Genomic DNA, 23,700 nt, shown 5'->3' on the forward strand with positions numbered 1-23,700 from the left:
AGTACAGGGCTTTGACGATAGTTGACGCCTTACCCGGTGTGACCGCCTCATATGCGATTTCTGTTCGTCAGGCCAGTGCTTTGCCTGCGGCTTCCTTCAGATTCCATCTCACGATGGACACCCTTGCCGTCCGGCTAGTGGTTCCCCTTGCCGGGTCCACAGGGGACTTGCACCCCCAAGTCATCCGGCCAGCACCACCTGAACCGGAACAGCGCCCGTCAAGGCGCTACGCGCCATGCCTGGCGCACAACAAGAAAGCCCCGCAAAAACGGGGCCTTCTCTCAGGTGCTGAAGTGAAACAATCAGCTAAGCAGCTTGATCATCACACCTGCAGCCACCGCAGAGCCGATAACACCGGCCACGTTTGGCCCCATAGCGTGCATCAGCAGGAAGTTCTGCGGGTTGGCCTCAAGGCCGACCTTGTTGGATACCCTTGCAGCCATCGGCACCGCAGACACACCAGCGGAACCAATCAGCGGGTTGATAGCTTCCTTGGTGAAGCGGTTCATCAGCTTCGCCATCAGAACACCACACGCAGTACCCACAGCAAAGGCCACAATACCCAGGCCCAGGATACCCAGCGTCTGCGCATCCAGGAACTTGTCAGCCATCAGCTTGGAGCCAACCGACAGGCCCAGGAAAATCGTTGTGATATTGATCAGTGCGTTCTGGGCAGTATCGCTCAGGCGCTCGACCACGCCACACTCGCGCATCAGGTTACCAAAGCAGAACATACCCAGAAGCGGCGCAGCGTCCGGCAGGAACAGAACCACCGCAATCAGTACCACCAGCGGGAACACGATTTTCTCTTTTTTGCTCACCGGGCGGAGCTGGGACATCTTGATGGCCCGCTCTTTCTGGCTGGTCAGCGCCTTCATGATCGGCGGCTGAATCATCGGCACCATCGCCATATAAGCGTAAGCCGAAACTGCAATCGCCCCGAGCAGGTGCGGCGCCAGAACACTGGACACATAGATGGAGGTAGGACCATCCGCACCACCGATAATACCGACTGCGGCGGCTTCAAGGATGGTGAAGTCCAGGATACCCAGCCAATCGAGCAACGCAGCACCCAAAACGGTTCCGAAGATACCAAACTGGGCTGCAGCGCCAAGCAGCATTGTCTTGGGGTTTGCCAATAGCGGGCCAAAGTCCGTCATTGCGCCGACACCCATGAAAATCACCAGCGGACCAATGGTGCTACCGATAACCACAGAATAGAAGTTATACAGCATGCCATTGCCATAGCCGAAGTCCTGGGCAATGGCATTTGCCATCGCCATGTCGGAGTAGCTGGCCTCTTTGACCGCCACCTTGAAGGCTTCTTTCAGCTCAGGGGTAATAGCCTGGCCGGCCTGATAAGCAACATCCAGCGGCGCAGCCAGTGCGGCCAGCACCTGCGTAGTGTCGCTCTTCAGGGCGAAATGAATCGCATTCTCCGCCGCAGTCAGGGCAAGCCCTGCCTCCGGAATATTCGCCAGAATACCGCCGAACCCGATGGGTACCAGCAGCAGCGGCTCGAACCCCTTGCGAATCGCAAGGAACAGAAGAAGAAGGCCGATGGCGATCATGATCACCTGGCCAAGTTCCATATTGAACAGGCCACTACCTGTCCAGAGTGTCATTAATTTATCCATGGAATGCTGGCCCTTATGCGATTGTCAGCATTTCATCATCAGGGGAGACGGCATCACCGACCTTGATGAAGACTTCGCCGATGGTACCGGCTTTCGGTGCCCGAACCTCGGTTTCCATTTTCATGGCTTCGAGAATGATCAGCACATCGCCCTCTTCCACGGCGTCGCCGGGAGATACCAGAACCTTGAAGATATTGCCGCCCAGAGGCGCGACCAGAGGCTCGCCTTCACCCGCAGCCGGTGCAGGCGCGGAAGAGGAAGCAGCAGGTGCGGATGCAGCACCACCTTCACCCTGAATCTGGCTGATTTCACCGCCTTCGGACACCGCAACAACATACTTCTTGCCATTAACATCGACAGTGTAGGTTTCCGGGCCTTCAGCTTTCTTGCCAGGTGCTGCGTCTTCAGCGGTCGGAACCGGCTCAAATGCATCCGGGTTGTTACGGTTTTCCAGGAACTTCAGGCCGATCTGCGGGAACAGTGCGTAGGTCAGAACGTCGTCCTCAACATTGTCGGCCAGCTTGATGCCCTTCTCTTCCGCCAGCTTCTTCAGCTCGTCGGTCAGCTTGTCCATTTCCGGCTCAAGCACATCGGCCGGACGACAGGTCATCACTTCCTTGCCATCCAGAACGCGCTCCTGCAGCTCCTTATTCATGGCCGCCGGCGCAGCGCCGTACTCGCCCTTGAGGATGGCGGAGGTTTCCTTGGAGATGGACTTGTAACGCTCACCGGTCAGAACGTTCAGTACCGCCTGGGTGCCCACGATCTGGGAAGTCGGAGTGACCAGCGGAATGAAGCCCAGGTCTTCGCGAACCTTGGGGATTTCATCCAGAACTTCGTCGAACTTGTCGCTCGCGTTCTGCTCTCGCAGCTGGTTTTCCATGTTGGTCAGCATGCCGCCCGGTACCTGGGCAATCAGGATGCGGGAATCGGTGCCACGCAGGCTGCCTTCAAATTTCGCGTACTTCTTACGCACCTGGCGGAAATAGCTGGCGATTTCCTCAAGCAGGGTCAAGTCCAGGCCGGTGTCACGATCTGTGCCTTCCAGAATGGCAACAACCGCCTCGGTGGGCGAGTGGCCGTAGGTCATGCTCATGGAGGAAATGGCGGTGTCCACGTTATCGATACCGGCTTCCGCGGCCTTGATGGCGGTGGCGGTAGACATGCCGGTGGTGGCGTGGCACTGCATATGGATGGGAATATCCAGCTCTTTCTTCAGACGGCTGACCAGATCAAAAGCTACGTAAGGCTTAAGGATACCGGCCATGTCCTTGATGGCGATGGAGTCCGCGCCCATGTCCGCCACTTCTTTCGCCATTTCAACCCACATTTCGATGGTGTGCACGGGGCTGGTGGTGTAGGCGATGGTGCCCTGGGCATGCTTGCCAGTCTTACGAACGGCCTTGATCGCACGATCCAGGTTACGCGGATCGTTCATGGCGTCGAAAATCCGGAACACGTCTACGCCGTTCTCGGCGGCACGCTCACAGAAACGGTCGACCACATCATCGGCGTAATGACGGTAACCCAGCAGGTTCTGGCCACGCAGCAGCATTTGCTGTTGGGTGTTGGGCATAGCCTTTTTCAGTTCACGGATGCGCTCCCAGGGATCTTCGCCCAGGTAACGGATGCAGGAGTCGAAGGTAGCTCCGCCCCAGGATTCCAAAGACCAGAAACCAACCTTGTCGAGTTTCTCGGCAATGGGCAGCATGTCGTCAAGCCGCATGCGGGTGGCAAGCAGGGACTGGTGGGCGTCACGCAGGATAACGTCCGTAATCCCCAGCGGTTTCTTTGTGTCAGTCATCGTGTCAGCCTTCTGTTTAAAGGTTCTAATCTATCTGCCAGGTCACTTCTTGTGGCGTGACCGGTATTGTGCAATCGCTTTTTTAATCGCTTCAGCGGTGTCAGGATCAACCGACGATGGTGCCGAAGGCCTTGCACGTGGAGTACGGGCCGGAGCAACGGGTTCAGGCGGGCCGAACCGATGGACCAGTTTTGACATGAGCAGGGTTGCAAACACCAATATGATCAGGAATACGAAGACAAACCCCATGCCTGCGACCATCAGATCGATGGCTTGTGACATTAGCTCACTCATAACAAATAGCTACCTGTATTGAGTTGTTGATTTTCCCGAGCCCTTGGCCAAGCCTCGCCAGGAGCGTGGTTTTACCAGCCATTCGGACAGTTCGGGGGGCAAAATCCCGCGTAATTTACCGTTTTCCGACTCACTGAGCAACCTAATTGGCGGTTTCAATAGGTGGTTTCCGAGCTCTCTGGCCCGTACTGACGGGCCTGGAGTGGGCAAAAATCATTCTCATTCATGCATACCGCACACGCATTTTCCGGCCCTTTATACGTCCTTGCTCCAACCTTTTCAGGGCCGTGGCGGCTGATGCCTTCTCCACTGCCACAAAACACTGAAAATCGAATAGATCGATCTTGCCTACAACGGCCCCGGGCAGCCCAGCCTCACCGGTCAGCGCACCAAGCACATCTCCTGGCCGGACTTTGTCTTTGCGCCCACCCGCTATACACAGGGTTCTCATCGCCGGCTCCAGCGGCTGCAACGCAGTTTTCAGCAGCTTGTCTGTATCCCCCCAGGTCACGGCTTGCTTACGCCCGGATTCCAGCCGGTTAATCTTATGGGCCTGCGACGGGGTGCAGAAGGTGACCGCCAGCCCCTGCTCCCCGGCCCGGCCGGTTCGACCGACTCGGTGAGTATGTACTTCCGGGTCCCTGGCCGGCTCCACATTAACCACTAACGGCAAAGATTTTATATCCAGACCGCGGGCCGCCACATCGGTCGCCACGAGCACGGAACAGCTCTGGTTGCCGAAACGAACCAGAACACTGTCACGATCCCTCTGCTCCAGATCACCGTGAAGCGGGAGCGCCGCAAACCCGAAGCCGTTCAGCTCATTGGCGACATCATCACATTGCTGTTTCGTGGTGCAGAAGGCAATGCAGGACGCTGGTTGGTGTAACGACAATAGCGCCGCGACGGCCTGGACCTGCTGCCCGGGCGCGATCTCGTAGAATCGCTCGGTAATATCGGATTCAACAGCCTGACTCTCAATCCGGACGTCAGCCGGCGTATGCTGATATTGCTCGCTCAACTTGCGGATATTCTCGGGCCACGTCGCCGAGAACATCAGGGTCTGCCGTTTTGCGGGCGCCTGGCTGATGATGTCTTCCACCGCGTCCTGGAATCCCATATCCAGCATCCGGTCCGCCTCATCCAGGATGAGGGTTGTGAGCTGGTCCAGCTTCAGAGTGCCCTTTCGTAAATGATCCTGAATGCGCCCTGGAGTACCCACCACAATATGAGCGCCGTGGCTGAGGGAGCCAATCTGGGGGCCGATAGCCACGCCACCACACAGTGACAGAATCTTTACGTTGTCACGGGCCCTTGCCAGCTCACGCAGCGACTTCGACACCTGGTCCGCCAGTTCACGTGTGGGACAAAGTACCAGCCCCTGCACCGAAAAGCGTCGCGGATTCAGCCTTTCCACCAGGCCAATGCCAAACGCCGCCGTCTTGCCGCTTCCGGTCTGCGCCATGGCGATCAAGTCCTTACCTGCCATAGCATGAGGCAAGGCGCCGGACTGAATCGGTGTCGGATTTTCAAAGCCAAGCCTCGACAGGTTCGCGAGCATTGGCTCGGAAAGGCCCAACTGACTGAATGACGGCATAAAAGAAATTCCCGGGGGCAAATGGATAAATAAAGGATGGGTTCGACCAGCAGCGCTGCGGGCGTATACTTGGGGCCAAGTTTACCAGAAATTGCAGACACTCACGGAGCCGTTCATGCCATCACTACAGGATCAGTTGTTGAAAGCCGGCCTGGCCGACGAGAAAAAGGCCAAAGCCATTCGCAACGAGAAACATAAAAAACGCAAACAACAGCCCAAGGGAGCGGTTGAGGTCAATGAAGCGGAAATTCGTGCCCGCCAGGCACGGGAAGAGAAAGCAGAACGGGATCGGCAATTAAACCTTGAGCGCCAGAAGCAGGCTGAGAAAAAGGCCATCCAGGCCCAGATTCGGCAACTGGTGGAAACCAATCGTCTTGATCGCTCGCGAGGTGAGACCTCTTATCAGTTTGTCCACGACAAGAAAATCAAGAAGCTCTTTGTGGACGACACCATGGTGGATCAACTGTCACGGGGAAGGCTGGCTATTGTCTTCGTGAACGACGCCTACGAAGTGGTAGCTGAGGGCGTAGCCCGCAAGATCATGGAGCGGGACGAAAGTGCCGTGGTGGTGTTGCATGACCGCAAGAGTGACGATCAGGGGGATGATGACCCTTATGCCGGATATGAGATCCCCGACGATCTAATGTGGTAAGGCAACAAAAAGCCCCGCTCTCGGCGGGGCTTTTTGTTTAATATGGCGCGGCTGGGAGGATTCGAACCTCCGACCGCCTGGTTCGTAGCCAGGTACTCTATCCAGCTGAGCTACAGCCGCTAAAAACAGTGCCTACTGAAAATGGCGAACTTGGTATAAGTGGCGCGGCTGGGAGGATTCGAACCTCCGACCGCCTGGTTCGTAGCCAGGTACTCTATCCAGCTGAGCTACAGCCGCGCATTCATACTTCCAGATTCAGCAATGTTCTCTTTCTTCTCCGAAAAGAAATGGCGGAGAGGGAGGGATTCGAACCCTCGATACGCGCAATGCGTATGGCTCCTTAGCAGGGAGCTGGTTTCAGCCACTCACCCACCTCTCCTTGAGAACGGGGCGTATACTACCATAATTTTTCTGATTTCATAGGGTTGACACGAGTTTTTTCGAACCGCGCTCCCATAGGTTCAGAAAAGCCGTTCGGGAGACACAAAAAAGCCGTTCGGGTTTCCCTCGAACGGCTTTTTGTCACTCTCAGCTGTTGCCGGGCTCCGGCTCTTCAGAGCCTTTCTCGCTCTGAATTCGCTGATAGATTTCTTCGCGGTGAACCGCCACTTCTTTGGGGGCGTTTACACCAATGCGAACCTGGTTCCCCTTCACCCCAAGGACGGTTACGGTGATTTCATCACCGACCATCAGGGTTTCGCCAACACGGCGGGTCAATATCAACATGTCCTTTACTCCCTTATCCAGAGCTACCTGTTCCGACAAATGTATACTGCTTACTTTTATAGTGGGATCACTTGCCAATCAAAAGCCGCACAATCACTTATACGTACTTATAAAAGCAAAAGCCTGCAAATGATGCCCTTTTTTCGGAAAACCAATGCGAACCGGCTTTTATGTTCGCGTATTTTCAGGCTTCCTCTACCCCGGGCTTGTCCAGTTCGAACGCACTATGCAGTGCCCGAACGGCCAGCTCAAGATATTTTTCGTCAATCACCACGGAGATTTTAATCTCAGACGTGGAGATCATCAGGATATTGATTCCTTCATTAGACAGTGCTGCAAACATTTTAGTTGCAACGCCGGCATGAGACCGCATACCCACACCCACAATACTGACCTTCGCAATCTTGCTGTCGCCGCTAACTTCACGGGCACCCAGTTCGTCGGACACCCGCTGCAGAATGGCCTGGCCACGCTTGAAGTCGTTGCGATGCACGGTGAAGGTGAAATCCGTGCGGTTATCCGCACCCACGTTCTGTACGATCATGTCGACTTCAATGTTGGCATCGCTGATCGGCTGAAGTATACGCAGGGCGCTGCCCGGGGTATCCGGCACACCGGCGATCGTCAGTTTGGCTTCATCACGGTTAAAGGCTATGCCGGAGACAACCGGTTGTTCCATGGCGTTTTCATCCTCAAGTGTAATCAGGGTACCCTCGCCTTCCTCAAAGCTGGAGAGCACCCTTAAAGGAACATTGTATTTGCCTGCAAATTCCACCGAGCGAATCTGAAGAATCTTGGAGCCCAGGCTGGCCATCTCAATCATTTCTTCAAACGTAATTCGCTCCAGCCGGCGCGCGCTGTCCACTACCCGTGGGTCAGTGGTATAGACACCGTCTACATCAGTGTAGATCTGACACTCGTCAGCCTTCAATGCCGCAGCAAGAGCAACAGCAGTAGTATCGGACCCGCCACGACCAAGGGTGGTGATGCTGCCGTTCTCGTCAATGCCCTGGAAACCGGCAACCACAACCACACGACCGGCGTTGAGGTCTTCCCGCATGCGCTGCTCGTCAATCTGCTTGATGCGCGCCTTGGTATGGCTGCTGTCGGTCAGAATTCGAACCTGGGCACCGGTATAAGAGCGCGCATCACAACCGCGCTTTTGCAACGCCATGGACAACAGAGCAATGGTCACCTGCTCCCCGGTCGAGACCAGCACGTCCATTTCCCGGGGCGTGGGTTCTTCCATGATGTCGTTGGCCAGACCAATAAGACGGTTGGTTTCCCCACTCATGGCAGATACCACAACCACCACGTCATGACCTTCCTTGCGGAAGCGGCATACCTTTTCTGCAACCGCTTCAATCCGTTCTGTGGTGCCCACCGAAGTGCCACCGAATTTTTGAACCAAGAGCGCCATTTCTTTCCCGATACCAAACGTGGACAGACAGCGGGGCAGCGCCCCACCTCAGACGACCAAATGGGCGAGATTATATACACCTGCCCATTTTGGATACAGTTATCTATGCAATATTTTTCTCAACCCAGGCAGGAACACCTGCCAGGGCATCCGCCAGTTTTGATGGGTCGTTTCCGCCACCCTGGGCCATATCTGGACGACCGCCACCTTTACCGTCAACCTGAGCCGCCAGATGCTTCATCAAATCTCCGGCCTTGATCCTGCCAGTCGCCGATTTGGTGACACCGGCCACCAGTGTCACTTTGCCGTCTTCAACACTGGCCAGCACCACAACACCCTCGCCCAGCTTGTTCTTGAGTTGGTCGGCGGTTTCCATCAGCGCTTTGCGATCCGCGCCTTCCATTTCAGAGGCCACCACTTTAAGGCCAGCCACATCCACGGCAGAACTGGCCAGATCGCTACCAGCAGAGCTTGCCAGCTTCGCCTGGAGAGCATTGATGTCCTTCTCCAGCTGTCGATTGCGATCCAGCGTCTGCTGAACTTTCTCGACCAGGGACTCACGCGAGCCTTTGACCAGCTTTGCAGCTTCCCGCAGGGTTTGCTCGGTTTCCTCAACCCATTCCAGAGCGCCAAACCCAGTGACGGCTTCGATACGGCGAACGCCCGATGAAATACCGCTCTCCGATGTGATACGGAACAGCCCGATGTCGCCGGTACGCGCCACATGGGTGCCACCGCACAGTTCCACGGAGTATGCGTCAGAGCCCATGCTCAGGACTCGGACGGTATCGCCATACTTTTCACCGAACAGCGCCATGGCACCTTTGGCCTGGGCCTGTTCCATATCGGTAATTTCGGTCTCAACCGGGGTGTTACCCAATATTTGTTCATTAACCTGACGCTCGATTTCCCGCAACTGTTCCGGTGTTACCGACTCAAAGTGGGAGAAGTCGAACCGCAGTTTGTCAGGATCTACCAACGAGCCTTTCTGTGTAACGTGCTCGCCCAGCACATTACGGAGCGCGGCATGCATCAGGTGGGTTGCGGAGTGGTTCTTCTTGGTCCGTTCACGACGAGCGTGGTCGATGCGGGCATCCACTTCCAGCCCCGGGAACAATTCGCCTTCAATCACGGTACCGATATGCAGGTGATTGCTGCCCTCTTTCTGGGTGTCGGTCACCTTGAAGCGGCCACCGCTCCAGGTCAGCAGGCCGGTATCGCCCACCTGACCGCCTGACTCCGCGTAAAACGGCGTGCGTTCCAGCACCAGAATCGCTTCATCGCCGGCTTGGGCCGCTTTCTCTTCACCACCCACTATCACGGTGCGAATGGTTTCGTGGCCGTCGATATGTTCGTAACCGGTAAACTCGGTAGACCCTTCAATGTTCAAACCGGCTGCATTGTAATCCATGCCGAATTTGCTCGCCGCGCGGGCACGCTCGCGCTGGCGCTCCATGGCTTTCTCGTAGCCATCGTAGTCCAGGGTCAGGCCACGCTCACGGGCAATGTCGTTGGTCAGGTCAACCGGGAAACCGTAGGTGTCGTACAGGGTAAAGATGGTTTCGCCCGGAATTTCGGAACTCTTGAGCGCCGCAATGTCCTGTTCAAGCAGGCGCAGGCCTTTGTCCAGAGTCTTGGCAAACTGTTCCTCTTCCTGCAGCAGCACCTTTTCAATCTGCTTGCGGCTGCTGACCAGTTGCGGGAAGGCACCGCCCATCAGCTCAACCAAAGCGCCAGTCAGCTTGTGGAAGAAAGGCTGCGTGGCACCCAGTTTGTTGCCATGGCGCGCAGCCCGGCGAATGATACGGCGCAGTACGAAACCACGCCCTTCGTTGGACGGCATGACACCGTCAGAGATCAGGAAGGCACAGGAGCGGATGTGATCCGCCACTACGCGTAGCGACGCTTCTGTGGTTTCAACGCCGCCAAGGATGTCGGAGGCTGCATTGAGCAGGTCCTGCATCAGGTCAATTTCGTAGTTGCTGTGAACGCCCTGCAGCACCGCGGTGATGCGTTCCAGACCCATACCGGTATCCACGGAGGGCTTGGGCAGGGGCAGCATCTCACCGTCCGCCTGGCGGTTGTACTGCATGAACACCACGTTCCAGATTTCGATGTAGCGGTCACCGTCTTCTTCCGGGCTACCGGGAGGACCACCATCCACATCAGGACCGTGGTCGTAAAAGATTTCGGTACAGGGACCACAGGGACCGGTATCGCCCATTTGCCAGAAGTTGTCAGATGCGTATGGGGCGCCCTTGTTGTCGCCAATCCGCACGATTCGATCTGCCGGAACACCAACTTCCTGATTCCAGATATCAAAGGCTTCGTCGTCGGACGCGTAAACGGTGACCCACAGTTTTTCCTTTGGCAGCTTCAGCCAGTCGTCGCCGGTCAGGAAGGTCCAGGCAAAATTGATGGCTTCACGCTTGAAGTAGTCGCCAAAGCTAAAGTTACCCAACATTTCGAAAAAGGTATGGTGGCGCGCTGTATAGCCTACGTTCTCAAGGTCATTGTGTTTACCACCTGCACGCACGCACTTCTGCGTGGTTGTCGCCCGGCTGTAATCGCGTGCTTCGCGCCCCAGGAACACGTCTTTGAACTGGTTCATTCCCGCGTTGGTAAACAACAGGGTCGGGTCGTCCGCCGGCACCAGTGAACTGCTCGGCACAATAGTGTGGCCCTGCTGTTTGAAGTAATCGAGAAACGCCTGTCGCAACTCTGCGGTTTTCATAGCCCTTTGATACCCTTCTATAAACCCGTGCGGGTCCGCGTTTAAAGACACATACTTACATGCGCTTGCAAATCCGCTACTCTAGCACACGCCGAGAACAGGAAAAACGTGAAACATCACAGGAGAAGCCATGCCCCGCCGCTTTCATACCGCCGAGGAACTCCTTCCTCCCGCTGCATTCATCAAGCGACTGATGGCGGTGATTTACGATTCGTTGATCAGCATAGCGGTGCTACTGGTAACTACCTGGATGTACACCCTTGTAGCGGGCTGGGTCACCGGGTGGGACCAATATGAAGCCATGGCGGAAGCGGGGACTCTGAAGGCAGACCCACTGCTCACATTTGTGCTGTTCCTGGCGCTGTATCTGTTCTTTGGATACTTCTGGACCAAAAACGGCCAGACACTCGGCATGCAGGTGTGGCGTATTCGCATTGAAAACCTGGACGGCACGTCCGTGTCCTGGACACAGGCCCTGAAGCGATACGTGGCCGCGGCGGCTATCCTGTTCGTCGCGCTGCTGGGTGCCTATTACCTGAACGCAGCGACTCTCTTCGTGACTATCCCGGCGATCCTGGCGCTGTTCTACCCGATCAATGGGTTGTCGCTGACCGACCGCGCTTCTGGCAGTATCGTTGCCACTGTCCCCAAAGAGACTAAAAAGAAGTAGCTATCCGGCCCTTTTCATCAGTACCGCACCAACCACCGCATTAATCGCGATTGGCAGGACGATTGCCAGCACCGGGTTGAAGCCAAACACCAGGCTCATGGGGCCCAGCAGATCCTGCATGTACTTGAACAACAGCCCCACAATCAGGCCTGTAAAAACCCGGAACCCCATGGTAACGGACCGGAGCGGACCGAAAACGAAAGAGATCGCGACCAGCACCATGACTGCGGTGCCCAGTGGCATAAGCACTTTTTTCCAGAATGCCAGCCAGTAGTTGGCGGCATTCAGGCCCTGCTCTCCCAGATAGCTCGCGTAGGTATAGAGACCGGAGATCGCAAGGTCCTCCGGCTTTACAATCAGCACACTAAGAACGCTGGGCGACAGACCAGTTTCCCATCGCAGGGCCCGATGGGTTTCCTGGGTGGTTTTTTCATCGCTTAGCCTGGTAGTGGCCACGTTTTCCAACAGCCAGTGATCGCCCTGATAGATCCCTCTTTCAGCGAAACTGGCGGACACCAGCCAACGTTCCTCATCAAATCTGAACAGCGACACCCCGTGCAAGACGCCGTTGGGCTGAACCGCATTCAGATGCATGAACACATCACCCTCCCGGTGCCAGATGCCCGAGGCAGAAGCAATATTCTCACCCGCGCCCTGGGCCACGGTCTTCTGGCTCTGGGCCATCCGCTCAGCCGGTGGCGCGATGTACTCGCCAATCAGCACACCAAGGACGACCACCACCAGGGTCGGCTTCATGGCAGACCAGACAATACGTTTGAGAGAAACGCCCGCGGCCCGGATAACCGTGAGCTCCGACGAACTCGCCATGGTGCCGAGGCCGACCAGGCATCCCATAAAGGCGCCAAGCGGGAGGTAGTCATAGATGCGCCGCGGCAATGTCATCAGCACATAGAGCAACGCCTGGAGGGTCTGGTAATCGTTTTCCGCGTCGTCCAACTCGGCGATAAATGCGAAGATCAGGTCCAGGGACAGCACCACCAGCATCACCAGGAACATGGCACCACCCACCGTGCTCATCACATAGCGATCAATCTTACGCATGTTGCCGCGCCTCCTTCAGCAGGCGCCGGCGGTAGAGCCAGGCAGGCCCGAACTGCAGCCATAACCCGAGGGCCAGAAACAGGGCATGCACCCATAGCAACCCGATCCATTCGGGCACCTTGCCGCCTTCAAGGGCATCACGGGCCACGATGAGCAAACCAAGGTAAGTGATATAGACCAGCATGGCCGGCAACAAGTGGAAGAATCGCCCCTGCCGGGGATTCACCCGGCTAAGGCGCACAGCCAGCAGGGTGACAATCGGCACGATGAGCGGCAGTGTGAACCGCCAGTGCAGCATGGCTCGGTGCTCCGGATCATCCGACGCCATCAAGGCGGAGGTCGCAAGCCCTTCCTCCAGCTCTTTCTCACCCGCACTGCCACTGCGGATCTTGAGCCCGTAGGCTTCGAACCCGGTGACGTCGTACGCCAGTTGCCCCGGCAAGCCTTCAAAACGGGCACCATCTTCGAGCACCAGGAAGCGGCTGCCGGTTTGCTCGTCAATAAACTGGGACCCTTCCCGGGCGGTAATGATGGTAAGCCCCTTGCCGTCTTCACTGTGCTCGGCAATGAACACACCCTCAAGCCGACGCTTGTCTTCACTCAACGCTTCCGTGTAAGTCACACGTTCGCCAGACGACAACGACTGGAAGCGTCCCGGCGCCAACATCTCAAATTCCGTCGCCTGGCGTTGCTCGTTGAATATCCCCTCGACTTTCTTCATGCCCCAGGGAGACACATAGAGGCTCATGGCCCCCACCACCAACATCACCGGAATACTGCCAAGAAGTGTTTTCATCAACAGCTGCTTGTCGCTCACACCACAGGCAAACAGCACCGTCATTTCACTTTCCAGGTACATGCGCCCGTACGCCAGCAGGATGCCAATGAAAAAGCCCAGGGGCAGGATCAGCTCCAGGAAACCGGGAAAACGGTAAGCCATAATCTGGAACAACACATCGCCCGCCAGCTCACCGGCAGCGGCTTCCGCCAGATACTTGATAAACCGGCCGCTCATGAACACCAGCAACAGAATGCCGGATACGGCAAGCATGCTGATGATCACCTGGCGGGTTAGGTATCGGAAAACGATGCTCAAATCGGTCTCTCAGAGCCGGATGCGACCGGAGTCGATGGAAATCGGGATTCGCCGTATTCTAAGTAACCTTGGTGCCGAATGACAGAGCACAGTCGTTAACAACCTGTCAGCGCTTGATAATTTACCCCCAAACCCCAATGCTATAGGCATTCGGACATTCAAGCCCGAGGCCGGGCCTGTCCTCCATCAGAATAACCAACGGGAGTTGCTATGAATTTTACTCTGAGCAGTAAGCCCATTTCGGATACCAAAGCGGATTGCCTGGTTGTTGCCCTGCCGGAAAAAGGTGACTGGCCTGCTTCCACGACCCAAGCAAACGAAGCCCTGGGCGGACTGATCAAGACCCTGCAGAAGAACGGGGATGCTACCGGTAAAAATGCAACCACCCTGCTCGTTCCACTCGAAGGCCAGCCCTGGGCTCGCCTGCTGGTCGTTGGCACCGGCGCCGACAAGGATCGCTCCCCCGCCAACTACCGCAAATCGCTGATCGCCATGGCCAGCCAGATCAAGGATGGCCCGTCCAAACACGTACTGGTCGGCCTGAGCGACACCCTTGTCACTGGTGACGACGCCACCAGTTCGGAAACGGCACGCCTGAACCTGATCGGCCGCACCCTGGAAGAGCAGTTCTACCGGTTCAGCGAATTCAAGAGCGAGAAACCATCACAACGCAAACTGACGAAGGTGACCGTTGCTGCCTCCTCCGCCGGAAAGGCCCTGAAGGACGCCTTCAATCTTGGTCTGGCAACCGGCCGTGGTATGAATTTCACCCGGGATTTGGGCAACACACCGCCGAATATCTGCCATCCCACCTGGCTGGCTGAGCAGGCTGAGAAACTGGCCAAAGACAACGACGTCATCAAGACCGACGTGCTGGACGAAAAGCAGATGCAAAAGCTGGGCATGCACAGCTTACTGTCCGTGTCTGCCGGCAGCGCCCAACCCGCCAAACTGATCGTAATGGAATACCGTGGCGGCAAGGCGAAAGACAAGCCTTACGTCCTCGTGGGCAAAGGCATTACCTTTGACACCGGCGGCATCAGCCTCAAGCCCGGCGAAGGCATGGATGAAATGAAGTACGACATGGGTGGCGCCGCCGCCGTGTTCGGCGCCATGAAAACCATTGCCGAGACCAAACCGAAAATCAACGTGGTTGCCGTAATCGCCGCCGCCGAGAACATGCCCAGCGGCACTGCGACACGCCCGGGTGACATTGTTACTTCCATGTCTGGCCAGACCATCGAAATCCTGAACACCGACGCAGAAGGCCGACTCGTACTGTGCGACGCCCTCACCTACGTCAAGAAATTCGACCCGGAAGTGGTCGTCGACATGGCCACACTGACTGGCGCCTGCATCATCGCCCTGGGCAGCCATGCCACCGGCCTGCTGAGCAACAACGACACCCTGGCCAACGAACTGCTGGCCGCTGGTGAACGCGCTGGCGACCGCGCCTGGCGCCTACCTCTGTGGGACGAATACCAGAGCCAGCTCGACAGCAACTTTGCTGACATGCAGAACATTGGTGGTCGCCCGGCCGGCACCATCACCGCTGCCTGCTTCCTGTCCCGGTTCACCAAGGACTACCCCTGGGCCCACCTGGATATTGCAGGTACTGCCTGGCTCTCCGGCAAAGCCAAAGGCTCGACTGGCCGCCCGGTACCCATGCTGGTCGACTACCTGATGTCCCATGCCGGAAAGTAATCCGGGCTCACAGGATGAACGGAACCAGTCCTACTGGTTCCACATCCTCGCCCAGAACACCCCTGCGGCTCGCAATCTCCATACCGCCAAACTGGTGGACAAGGCGCGCCAGCAGGGAGACCGCGTGGGCGTCGTCTGTGACACCATGCAACAGGCTCAGGAACTGGACGACCTGCTCTGGAACTTCAGCCCCGAGGCTTTTATACCCCACAGCATCGTGCCGGACTCCGCCACGACCTGCACTGATCCCGTTGGGATATTGCTTTGCCAACCGGTAGCGGAAGACTGGGACACGGTGATCATCCTCTCATCCACCCTGCCTGCGGACGCAGACCGGTTTAAACGATTGGCGCTGGTTGCCCATAACGACGAAACGGTGTTGAGTCAGGCACGATCGCATTTCAAGCAGTTACGGGCATTGGGAATTGAGCCTCGAGTGCATGACCAAAGGAAGCGGTGAGACGTAAAACAGGCTCACAATCATACCCAGGCAAAACCATTGAACACAGCCGAGACAACTCGAACTCCATAAGGGTATGGGGGTGGTTTGAATTTCAGGCGAGAAAAGGTGTCTGAGCGAAGCGAGTTCTTTTCCCGCCTGAAATTCAAACCACCCCCGTACCCCTCCCCCCATGGTTCGCCGAGAACCCAAGGAGCATGTATAATCGAGCGTCTCAATTTTCCCTTGTGAATCAACCAAACGGTCACCAGCAGAAACCCATGGAAAAAACCTACCAGCCAGAAAACATCGAGCGCCAGTGGTACGAAAACTGGGAATCCAAAGGGTACTTCCGCCCCCGTTCAGAAAAGGCGGAGGGGGGCGAAGGCGAATCCTTCAGCATCGCCATCCCACCGCCCAACGTCACCGGCAGCCTCCACATGGGCCATGCTTTCCAGCACACCATTATGGACACGCTCACCCGCTTCAAACGTATGCAGGGCCGCAATGCCCTTTGGCAGGTAGGCACCGACCACGCCGGTATCGCCACCCAGATGGTGGTTGAACGCAAGCTCGCGGCGGAAGAAGACAAAACCCGTCATGACCTTGGCCGGGAAGAATTCATCAAGCGCATCTGGGACTGGAAGGCACATTCCGGTGGCACTATCACCGGCCAAATCCGCCGTCTGGGTAACTCGGTGGACTGGGACCACGAACGTTTCACCATGGACGACGGTTTCTACAAAGCCGTGCAGGAAGTGTTCATCCGCCTGTACGACGAAGGCCTGGTCTACCGTGGCAAGCGCCTGGTCAACTGGGACCCGAAGCTGCATACAGCCATTTCCGACCTTGAGGTCGAGAACAAGGAAGAGAAAGGCTTTTTCTGGCACCTTCGCTACCCGCTGGCCGACGGCGAAAAGACGCAGGATGGCAAGAGCTATCTAGTGGTGGCGACCACTCGCCCGGAAACCATGCTTGGCGATACTGCCGTGGCCGTGCACCCGGACGATGAGCGCTACCAGCACCTGATTGGCAAATTCGTTGACCTCCCGCTGGTAGGCCGACGCATTCCCATTCTCGCCGACACCCACGCCGACCCTGAAAAAGGCAGTGGCTGCGTCAAGATCACCCCCGCCCACGACTTTAACGACTACGCCGTGGGCAAGCGCAACAACCTGGTAATGATCAACGTCATGACCCAGGACGCCTGCATCCGCGATGTAGCCGAAGTGGTCAACGCCGATGGCACTGAAAACACCGATGTGGACGGCAGCCTGCCGGCTGCGTACGCCGGCCTTACCCGCGAACAGGCCCGCAAGCAGATCGTGGCGGATATGGACGCCGAAGGCCTGGTACAGGAAGTGGAAGACCACGTGCTGAGCGTGCCCCGGGGCGACCGCTCCGGCCTGATCATCGAACCCATGCTGACCGACCAATGGTTTGCCGATGCCAAAACCCTGGCAAAGCCGGCGATCGAAGCGGTCGAAGACGGTCGTATCCAGTTCGTGCCCAAGCAGTACGAAAACATGTACTTCGCCTGGATGCGGGATATCCAGGACTGGTGCATCTCCCGCCAACTGTGGTGGGGCCACCGTATTCCCGCCTGGTACGACGCCGAGGGCAATATCTACGTCGGTCGTAGTGAAGAGGAAGTGCGCCAGAAACACAACCTTGCCGCCGACCTGCAGCTAAACCAGGACGACGACGTGCTCGACACCTGGTTCAGCTCCGCCCTGTGGACCTTCGGCACCCTGGGCTGGCCGGAAATCACCGAGCGGCTGAAAACCTTCCACCCCACCAACGTTCTCGTGACCGGTTTTGACATCATTTTCTTCTGGGTGGCCCGGATGATCATGATGACCATGCACTTCATGAAAAACGAGGACGGCACCCCACAGGTACCGTTCAAGACCGTGTATGTGACCGGCCTGATCCGCGACGAGCACGGCGACAAGATGTCCAAGTCCAAGGGCAACGTGATTGACCCTCTGGACATGATCGACGGCATCGAGCTCGATGACCTGCTGGAGAAACGCACTGGCAACCTGATGCAGCCCAAACTGGCCGAGAAGATCGGGAAGCGCACCCGGAAGGAGTTCCCGGAAGGCATTACCGCTCATGGTACGGATGCCCTGCGTTTCACTCTCTCCGCTATGGCGACCACCGGCCGCGACATCAACTGGGACATGAAGCGCCTTGAAGGCTATCGTAACTTCTGCAACAAGCTGTGGAACGCTGCCCGTTACGTGCTGATGAACACCGAGGGCGAGGATTGCGGCGTCAACGGTGAGGCCGTGGAATTGTCGCTGGCAGACCGCTGGATCATCAGCGAGCTGCAAACCTGCGAGCAGGACGTGATCCGCCATCTTGACCAGTACCGGTTCGACCTGGCCGCGTACGCCCTGTATGAGTTCATCTGGAACGAATACTGCGACTGGTACCTGGAACTCTCCAAGCCGGCGTTGAACGACGACAACGCCAGTGCGGAAGCCAAACGTGGCACCCGCCGCACCCTGGTACGGGTGCTGGAAGCGGTCCTTCGCCTGGCGCACCCGATGATGCCGTTCATCACCGAAGAAATCTGGCAGCGCATCGCACCTCTGGCCGGTAAGAGTGGTGACAGCATTATGCTGCAACCCTTCCCCCAGCCAGATGCCAACAAGCAGGACTCTGCGGTTGCCGCCGATATTGAATGGCTGAAAGGCGTGATTGTCGCTGTTCGGAATATCCGCGGCGAGATGAACATCTCCCCGGCAAAAGCCATCCCGGTGCTTCTGCGTGGTAAAAACCCAGACGACAAACGCCGCTTGGACGAGAACCGACAGTTCCTATCATCACTGGCGCGCCTGGACAGCCTGGAATGGTTTACCGAAGGCGAAGCCCCCATGTCAGCCACCCAGTTGGTTGGCGAGATGGAAGTGCTGGTGCCCATGGCCGGTCTGATTGACAAGGATGCCGAACTCAAGCGACTGGACAAGGAATTGGAGCGACTGCAGAAAGAAGTTGGCCGACTGGAAGGAAAACTTGGCAACGAGAAATTCACTGCCAAGGCGCCCGCAGAGGTGGTAGAAAAAGAGAAGGAAAAGCTCAGCGATGCCCAGGGCAGCATGAGCCGGCTCAGCGAGCAACGGGCCGCCATCGAGGCCATGTAACCCATGGCCACGCCAGGGAATAATCAGGGGCTGTCCGGGAATGGCCGCATCGCCATTCTCGGAGCAGGCTCCATGGGCCAACTCTGGGCGGGCTACCTGCCCACCGGGACGGTAACGTTTATCCCTCGTCGCAAGGTTACCCCGGAAACAGGTAACCCCGCACTGACTTACACGTTCCGGCGGTTCGAAGGCCCGGAGGAAGTTGTCACAGTTCCCTACCTGCTCGCCACCGAGGCCCCCCCCTCACTGTTGATGGTCACCACGAAGGCGGGCGATACGCTCGATGCCATTGAGTCCAACCTCCATTATGTTTCTCCGGACACCCCCATTGTCCTGTTCCAGAACGGCATGGGCTGCCAGCAAGCCGTCGCCGAGCGTTGGCCACAACGACCGATCCTGGCCGCCAGCACCACCGAAGGGGCGAACCGCCCAGCACCAGGCTGCACAGTCCACGCCGGCAAAGGCGAAACCTGGGTTGGCCCATTAACCAAGAGTGCGACGACGCATCTGACGCAGGTAGTAACGGCGCTTGGCACCAGCGGGTTGACGGTTCACGCAGAGCAAGACATTCAGAGGCGGCTGTGGGACAAACTGATCATCAATGCGGGTATCAATGCCTTTACGGCAATCCTCGACTGCCCGAACGGTGACATCCTCACGGACCCGTTCTACCGGGAACACATCGATGAGTTGTGCGACGAAATCTCGAAGGTGATGAAGGAGGATATCGGAAAAGCCCTGCCATCAATCACAATTCGCGAACGCATCGAAACGGTTGCCCGCAACACGGCGCGGAATACCTCATCCATGCGCAGCGACAGGCGGCGGGGCCGCCCTACCGAAATTGACTTTATCAATGGGTATATGGTCGGGCGCGGGCATGCGCTGGGCGTTGATGTTCCGACAAACCAGATGCTGACAAACCGTATTAAACAGCTATCGCCATAGATGTCAGGAGCATACCATTCAGATCCCGAATGTCAGACCCTGAACGCTTCCACGAGACGCTGCAGGGATGCAGTCAGTTGTGACATTTCCCGTGACGATGCCAGGGTTTCCTCGGCGTTATCTGCCGTTTTCTCACCCAGGACACTGATCTGTTCAACGTTGGTATTGACGTTCTTCGCCACGGCAGACTGCTCCTCGGCCGCCTGTGCGATCTGGTGGCTCATATCAACAATGGTCGAAATCCCCTGGGCAATCCGGTCCAGCGCTTCCGTCACTTCCGCCGATTTCTTCACCGTGGTTTCAGTCACGTCATGGCTGTTGGTCATGGCCGCAACGGCTTCCTTCACGCCGCTCTGCAACCGGGTGATCATACCCTCGATTTCTTCAGTCGATTTGTGGGTACGCTGTGACAGTGAACGTACTTCGTCTGCCACAACCGCAAAACCACGGCCCTGCTCACCGGCGCGCGCAGCCTCGATGGCCGCATTCAATGCCAGGAGATTGGTCTGCTCCGCAATCGCCTTGATTTCGACCAGAACCTGGCTGATGTTATCGCTGTCGGCGTTTACCCGGTTGATGACATCAACCGCGCCGGATATTTCGGTGGCAAGACGGTTGATGGTGGCGACGGTATCCGCAACCACTCCGCGGCCTCTCTCGGTATCCTCTTCAGCCGCGCCAGCGCTATCAGACACGCGATGAGCACTCTCAGTGACCTCATTGACCGCTTCCACCATCTGGTTCATGGCTTCGTTGATCTGGCCTGACTCCTCCATCTGCCGCGCAACGGCCTCACTGTTCGCAGCCGCGGTATCGTTGACACGAGTGGCCTGCCGATCGACGTCCGATGTAGTGCTGCTCACTGAGCGGATCAATTCGGCAATCCGGTCCGTCATGTTGTTGAACTCGGTAGTCAGTTCACCCAATTCATCACGATTATCCAATTGGATGTGAGTCGTCATATCGCCCTCAGCCACGGACCTTGCTGCCGTGCTGAAACGATTAATAGCCGTGCGTACCGACATAAAGAAGCCGACGTAGAGGTAAACCACCACCAACAGGACAATTACCAATGCGGCAATAATCAACTGCCGTTGCTGCAGCTCGCCCTCCAGACGTGAGTTCAGGTTTGCGCCAACGACGTCAAAAATTCCAGCCTTGAGCGCATCGTAATGAGCAAGCTGGTTTTCGATGGTGCGGTTGAAATCCCGCCAGGGTAACTCGAGGCGCATGGGCGTGATGATGTTGGCATCCAGCTCGTCACGCACAACCACCAGACTCTCGAGAATGCCCTCGACAGCATCACCTGTCGTTTTCTCCAGGGTCGGCGATGCGTCCATCGATACGGTCAGTGCAGGCCCGAGCAGTGATGCGCGGTTGGTCAGTTCGTCATAGATTTCATTAAGAGCGTCACTGAGGTTGTAACCCACCTGCCCGTCGATGAGCGCAAAGGTCCCGAACGTCCTGGCCCGGCCAATGATGCTGCGGGCATCCGGCAGCGACTCACGCAAAAGCCCCAGAAGCAGCAGGTTTTCCCGGGATGCGTCCTGCCCCAGGCCGGAAATTTCAATGGTCGCGGACAAGAGCGCCCGCACTTTCTGGACAAACTCCTGATAATACTTGAACTGGGGGTCGATATTGCCCTGATAACTGTCAGTCGACTTGAGTGTTTGCCACTCTTCCACCAGCATCGCCACCTGCTGGGACCAGTTACCGGACTCATCAAAACGAGCCTCTGTGTTAACCAGTTCCTCAAGAATTCTATCAATCGTTTCTGACGACTCTGCGGACTGTGAGAGCAGTTCATTGTCATCCTTGATCTTGCCGGGGGCACGAAAATCCCGGTATGCCATGGACTCTGCCAGCAGCGTATCCACCTTTTCGAGCTGCTCCAATCCCTCCACGCCCCGGGTCATGGTATCAACCGACCGGTTCAGTTCACTGATAACCAACCAGGAAAGGGCAATAATGGGAAGCAGGAACAACACACTGATCAGGCTGAATTTGTAGAACATCGGCAGCCGATTCATCAGCGCTACTGCAGGCTTGATAAGCTGGTTCACGTGTACCCCCACAGAAAGCATCGAAAGGATGGAACTTTATTCTATTTGCTTATATTGTCGACTAAAGTACTACAAACTTGAGTGTTTTTCGGCGTAAAAATGTAATTTTTTCAAAATGTCGTGATCAGCGCACACCGGCAATAACCAGCAGCGCAAGGATGCAGATCCAGACCAGCATGCTTCGGTTCAGCAAATCCCGGATGGCCTCCAGGCTGCGGCCACCAAAGCCCGCCCATTCGTCCGGATGGATCTTTGAGAACCGTTCCGGGTCCAGTGCATAGCCCGTCAATGCCGCGCTCGCGGCGCCCATCAATAGCTGGTTGGTTCTGAGGCTAAAATCAAACAGTCTTCGTTTTCCTTCTTTCATCCAGCCGGCAAGATCACCTGCGACTCCAAACGTGAAGGACAGTAGTCGTGAGGGAAGCCAATTGAGTATCTCCGCCAGCGCGGCAAACCCTGGTCTCGCTGCCACCTGCGGCCAGTGATCCCTTAACGCGACAACTCCCCTCGCAAAGAAGGCAGCCGCAATACCGCCAACGGCATACCAGAAAGCGACCAGAAAAAAACGCTCGAAGACGCTGACCATCAGCGTTCGTGACAAAGCCAGATGCATCTCATCGGGCGACGTTGCCGCGCCCCGTTCCTCAGCCGGTAAAATATCCATAACGTGATGCCAAGCGGACTGCATGTCGCCCCTGGCCCAGGATTCGCTGTAAACCTCCAGGCGCGCCCGCCAACCCGGCGCACCCATCAACAACACCATCAACAAAAACTCCAATGGATACGCGGCCATGCGCCAGCCAATGGTGTGCAGATAGTACTCCCCGGCGGCCAGAATCAGCGAGGGCACAAGAATAATAACCAGCCCCTTCCATAGACCTGCCTCGTTACCAGACCTTTCAGCGCCTCCCCGGTTAAACGCGGAACGCCACAACGGCTCAGAAGACCAGGCGTTGGCCGCATCCAGCTTGCGTCTCACCAGGTAAGCGAGCAGAAACACCACCAATACCATCAGTTATCCGCTCCGTTGCCATGCCCTGTACCAAGCAGTTGCCGATATCGGGGCCAGTCAAAAGCCGGGCCTGGATCGGTTTTGCGACCGGGTGCGATATCGCTGTGCCCGGTGATCCTCTCTGGCGTGATGGCCGGCCACGATTTCATGATCAGTGCTGACACGTCAGCAAGCACCTCATACTGAGCTGCGGTGTATGGAATGTCATCCGCACCCTCCAGCTCAATGCCGATTGAATAATCGTTGCACTCTTCCAGGCCCTGAAAGCAGGACCGCCCGGCATGCCACGCGCGCTCCAACAAGCTGACGAACTGAAGGCATTCGCCATCCCGGCGGATCAGCAGGTGTGACGAAACCTTCATATCGGCGATGGTCTCGAAATAGGGGTGCTCTGAGGGGGACAGTTGGTTGCAGAAAAACCGTTCGATGGCATCGCCTCCGAACTGCCCGGGAGGAAGGCTGATGTTATGAACAACCAACAGGGATATTGCCGCCCCTTCGGGGCGTTTGCCAAAATTTGGAGACGGGCACCAACGGGCGCCGGCTACCCGACCGGTCGTCCGTAATCCGGCGACAGCCGGTGGCGACAGGTCAATGGTGTTGCGCGAAGGGATGGTTTCAGACAATGTGGTTCCAACAGGCCGGGGCGAACAGACCGGACCACCGATGCGTTCGCCGTTGTTGCTTTGA

Annotated in this window: 18 protein-coding genes and 3 tRNA genes; 6 read left to right on the top strand and 15 right to left on the bottom strand. The window is 56.9% G+C overall.

Going from position 1 to position 23,700, the window contains the following annotated elements:
* Positions 1-302: 302 nt before the first annotated feature.
* The 4 genes from SIC19_RS01475 to dbpA all read right to left on the bottom strand — a co-directional run bounded on the left by SIC19_RS01475 (position 303) and on the right by dbpA (position 5,332).
* On the bottom strand, positions 303-1,637 hold the full coding sequence (locus SIC19_RS01475) for a sodium ion-translocating decarboxylase subunit beta (protein WP_369810904.1): 1,335 nt from the start codon (positions 1,635-1,637) through the stop codon (positions 303-305).
* Between the two features lie 13 nt (positions 1,638-1,650).
* Positions 1,651-3,441 carry a sodium-extruding oxaloacetate decarboxylase subunit alpha gene (gene oadA, locus SIC19_RS01480; RefSeq protein ID WP_036206746.1) on the bottom strand — a complete coding sequence of 597 codons (1,791 nt, stop codon included), beginning with the start codon at positions 3,439-3,441 and terminating at the stop codon, positions 1,651-1,653.
* A 42-nt stretch (positions 3,442-3,483) separates the two neighbouring features.
* The gene (locus SIC19_RS01485) at positions 3,484-3,735 is read right to left on the bottom strand and encodes an OadG family protein (RefSeq protein ID WP_036206745.1); all 252 of its coding nucleotides are present in this window, start codon (positions 3,733-3,735) and stop codon (positions 3,484-3,486) included.
* Between the two features lie 223 nt (positions 3,736-3,958).
* The gene (gene dbpA / locus SIC19_RS01490; RefSeq protein WP_127400965.1) at positions 3,959-5,332 is read right to left on the bottom strand and encodes an ATP-dependent RNA helicase DbpA; all 1,374 of its coding nucleotides are present in this window, start codon (positions 5,330-5,332) and stop codon (positions 3,959-3,961) included.
* Between the two features lie 115 nt (positions 5,333-5,447).
* Here dbpA and SIC19_RS01495 point away from each other — a divergent pair, with 115 nt between their 5' ends.
* A complete protein-coding gene (locus tag SIC19_RS01495; protein WP_036206740.1) occupies positions 5,448-5,984 on the top strand; it encodes a DUF2058 domain-containing protein in 537 nt (178 codons plus the stop codon).
* Positions 5,985-6,027: 43 nt separating this feature from the next.
* Here the strand turns inward: SIC19_RS01495 and SIC19_RS01500 are convergent.
* The 6 genes from SIC19_RS01500 to alaS all read right to left on the bottom strand — a co-directional run bounded on the left by SIC19_RS01500 (position 6,028) and on the right by alaS (position 10,864).
* Positions 6,028-6,104 (bottom strand) — tRNA-Arg (locus SIC19_RS01500).
* Between the two features lie 40 nt (positions 6,105-6,144).
* Positions 6,145-6,221, bottom strand: a tRNA-Arg gene (locus SIC19_RS01505).
* Between the two features lie 51 nt (positions 6,222-6,272).
* A tRNA-Ser gene (locus SIC19_RS01510) sits at positions 6,273-6,363 on the bottom strand.
* Between the two features lie 149 nt (positions 6,364-6,512).
* Positions 6,513-6,710: a carbon storage regulator CsrA gene (gene csrA / locus SIC19_RS01515; RefSeq protein ID WP_007155535.1), complete on the bottom strand. Its 198-nt coding sequence runs from the start codon at positions 6,708-6,710 to the stop codon at positions 6,513-6,515.
* A 184-nt stretch (positions 6,711-6,894) separates the two neighbouring features.
* Positions 6,895-8,130: an aspartate kinase gene (locus tag SIC19_RS01520; RefSeq protein ID WP_075195259.1), complete on the bottom strand. Its 1,236-nt coding sequence runs from the start codon at positions 8,128-8,130 to the stop codon at positions 6,895-6,897.
* Between the two features lie 103 nt (positions 8,131-8,233).
* Positions 8,234-10,864 carry an alanine--tRNA ligase gene (gene alaS / locus SIC19_RS01525; protein ID WP_127400963.1) on the bottom strand — a complete coding sequence of 877 codons (2,631 nt, stop codon included), beginning with the start codon at positions 10,862-10,864 and terminating at the stop codon, positions 8,234-8,236.
* Between the two features lie 130 nt (positions 10,865-10,994).
* Here alaS and SIC19_RS01530 point away from each other — a divergent pair, with 130 nt between their 5' ends.
* Positions 10,995-11,534: an RDD family protein gene (locus SIC19_RS01530; protein WP_036206731.1), complete on the top strand. Its 540-nt coding sequence runs from the start codon at positions 10,995-10,997 to the stop codon at positions 11,532-11,534.
* Here SIC19_RS01530 and lptG read toward each other — a convergent pair whose 3' ends face one another.
* Both lptG and lptF read right to left on the bottom strand, forming a co-directional pair.
* Positions 11,535-12,596, bottom strand: a complete 1,062-nt coding sequence (gene lptG, locus SIC19_RS01535) for an LPS export ABC transporter permease LptG (protein ID WP_126810291.1) — start codon at positions 12,594-12,596, stop codon at positions 11,535-11,537.
* Entirely contained in the window at positions 12,589-13,692 is a 1,104-nt protein-coding gene (gene lptF, locus SIC19_RS01540) for an LPS export ABC transporter permease LptF (protein ID WP_085681073.1), read from the bottom strand. Before lptF ends, lptG begins: the two co-directional genes overlap by 8 nt.
* Before the next feature lie 210 nt (positions 13,693-13,902).
* On the opposite strand from lptF, the gene SIC19_RS01545 reads away from it, so the two are divergent.
* From SIC19_RS01545 to SIC19_RS01560, 4 genes are all read left to right on the top strand, one after another.
* A complete protein-coding gene (locus SIC19_RS01545) occupies positions 13,903-15,396 on the top strand; it encodes a leucyl aminopeptidase (RefSeq protein ID WP_075195263.1) in 1,494 nt (497 codons plus the stop codon).
* A complete protein-coding gene (locus tag SIC19_RS01550) occupies positions 15,383-15,856 on the top strand; it encodes a DNA polymerase III subunit chi (RefSeq protein WP_075195264.1) in 474 nt (157 codons plus the stop codon). Before SIC19_RS01545 ends, SIC19_RS01550 begins: the two co-directional genes overlap by 14 nt.
* A gap of 260 nt (positions 15,857-16,116) precedes the next feature.
* Positions 16,117-18,987 carry a valine--tRNA ligase gene (locus tag SIC19_RS01555; protein WP_126810294.1) on the top strand — a complete coding sequence of 957 codons (2,871 nt, stop codon included), beginning with the start codon at positions 16,117-16,119 and terminating at the stop codon, positions 18,985-18,987.
* A 3-nt stretch (positions 18,988-18,990) separates the two neighbouring features.
* Positions 18,991-19,935, top strand: a complete 945-nt coding sequence (locus tag SIC19_RS01560) for a ketopantoate reductase family protein (protein ID WP_127400961.1) — start codon at positions 18,991-18,993, stop codon at positions 19,933-19,935.
* A 32-nt stretch (positions 19,936-19,967) separates the two neighbouring features.
* Here the strand turns inward: SIC19_RS01560 and SIC19_RS01565 are convergent, their stop codons facing one another.
* The 3 genes from SIC19_RS01565 to ampD all read right to left on the bottom strand — a co-directional run bounded on the left by SIC19_RS01565 (position 19,968) and on the right by ampD (position 23,636).
* Positions 19,968-22,019 carry a methyl-accepting chemotaxis protein gene (locus tag SIC19_RS01565; protein ID WP_185906435.1) on the bottom strand — a complete coding sequence of 684 codons (2,052 nt, stop codon included), beginning with the start codon at positions 22,017-22,019 and terminating at the stop codon, positions 19,968-19,970.
* A gap of 103 nt (positions 22,020-22,122) precedes the next feature.
* Positions 22,123-23,010, bottom strand: a complete 888-nt coding sequence (locus SIC19_RS01570; RefSeq protein ID WP_085681081.1) for a regulatory signaling modulator protein AmpE — start codon at positions 23,008-23,010, stop codon at positions 22,123-22,125.
* A complete protein-coding gene (gene ampD, locus SIC19_RS01575; RefSeq protein WP_087149022.1) occupies positions 23,010-23,636 on the bottom strand; it encodes a 1,6-anhydro-N-acetylmuramyl-L-alanine amidase AmpD in 627 nt (208 codons plus the stop codon). The genes SIC19_RS01570 and ampD overlap by 1 nt, the downstream gene beginning before the upstream one ends.
* Positions 23,637-23,700 lie beyond the last annotated feature (64 nt).

The sequence above is a fragment of the Marinobacter sp. MIT930201 genome, from assembly GCF_047122665.1.
Taxonomy (GTDB): Bacteria; Pseudomonadota; Gammaproteobacteria; order Pseudomonadales; family Oleiphilaceae; genus Marinobacter; species Marinobacter salarius.

Coding starts and splice junctions, on each gene's coding strand:
- SIC19_RS01475 (WP_369810904.1), bottom strand. CDS start 1,637: ATGGATAAATTAATGACACTCTGGACAGGTAGTGGCCTGTTCAATATG.
- oadA (WP_036206746.1), bottom strand. CDS start 3,441: ATGACTGACACAAAGAAACCGCTGGGGATTACGGACGTTATCCTGCGT.
- SIC19_RS01485 (WP_036206745.1), bottom strand. CDS start 3,735: ATGAGTGAGCTAATGTCACAAGCCATCGATCTGATGGTCGCAGGCATG.
- dbpA (WP_127400965.1), bottom strand. CDS start 5,332: ATGCCGTCATTCAGTCAGTTGGGCCTTTCCGAGCCAATGCTCGCGAAC.
- SIC19_RS01495 (WP_036206740.1), top strand. CDS start 5,448: ATGCCATCACTACAGGATCAGTTGTTGAAAGCCGGCCTGGCCGACGAG.
- csrA (WP_007155535.1), bottom strand. CDS start 6,710: ATGTTGATATTGACCCGCCGTGTTGGCGAAACCCTGATGGTCGGTGAT.
- SIC19_RS01520 (WP_075195259.1), bottom strand. CDS start 8,130: ATGGCGCTCTTGGTTCAAAAATTCGGTGGCACTTCGGTGGGCACCACA.
- alaS (WP_127400963.1), bottom strand. CDS start 10,864: ATGAAAACCGCAGAGTTGCGACAGGCGTTTCTCGATTACTTCAAACAG.
- SIC19_RS01530 (WP_036206731.1), top strand. CDS start 10,995: ATGCCCCGCCGCTTTCATACCGCCGAGGAACTCCTTCCTCCCGCTGCA.
- lptG (WP_126810291.1), bottom strand. CDS start 12,596: ATGCGTAAGATTGATCGCTATGTGATGAGCACGGTGGGTGGTGCCATG.
- SIC19_RS01545 (WP_075195263.1), top strand. CDS start 13,903: ATGAATTTTACTCTGAGCAGTAAGCCCATTTCGGATACCAAAGCGGAT.
- SIC19_RS01550 (WP_075195264.1), top strand. CDS start 15,383: ATGCCGGAAAGTAATCCGGGCTCACAGGATGAACGGAACCAGTCCTAC.
- SIC19_RS01555 (WP_126810294.1), top strand. CDS start 16,117: ATGGAAAAAACCTACCAGCCAGAAAACATCGAGCGCCAGTGGTACGAA.
- SIC19_RS01560 (WP_127400961.1), top strand. CDS start 18,991: ATGGCCACGCCAGGGAATAATCAGGGGCTGTCCGGGAATGGCCGCATC.
- SIC19_RS01565 (WP_185906435.1), bottom strand. CDS start 22,019: ATGCTTTCTGTGGGGGTACACGTGAACCAGCTTATCAAGCCTGCAGTA.
- SIC19_RS01570 (WP_085681081.1), bottom strand. CDS start 23,010: ATGGTATTGGTGGTGTTTCTGCTCGCTTACCTGGTGAGACGCAAGCTG.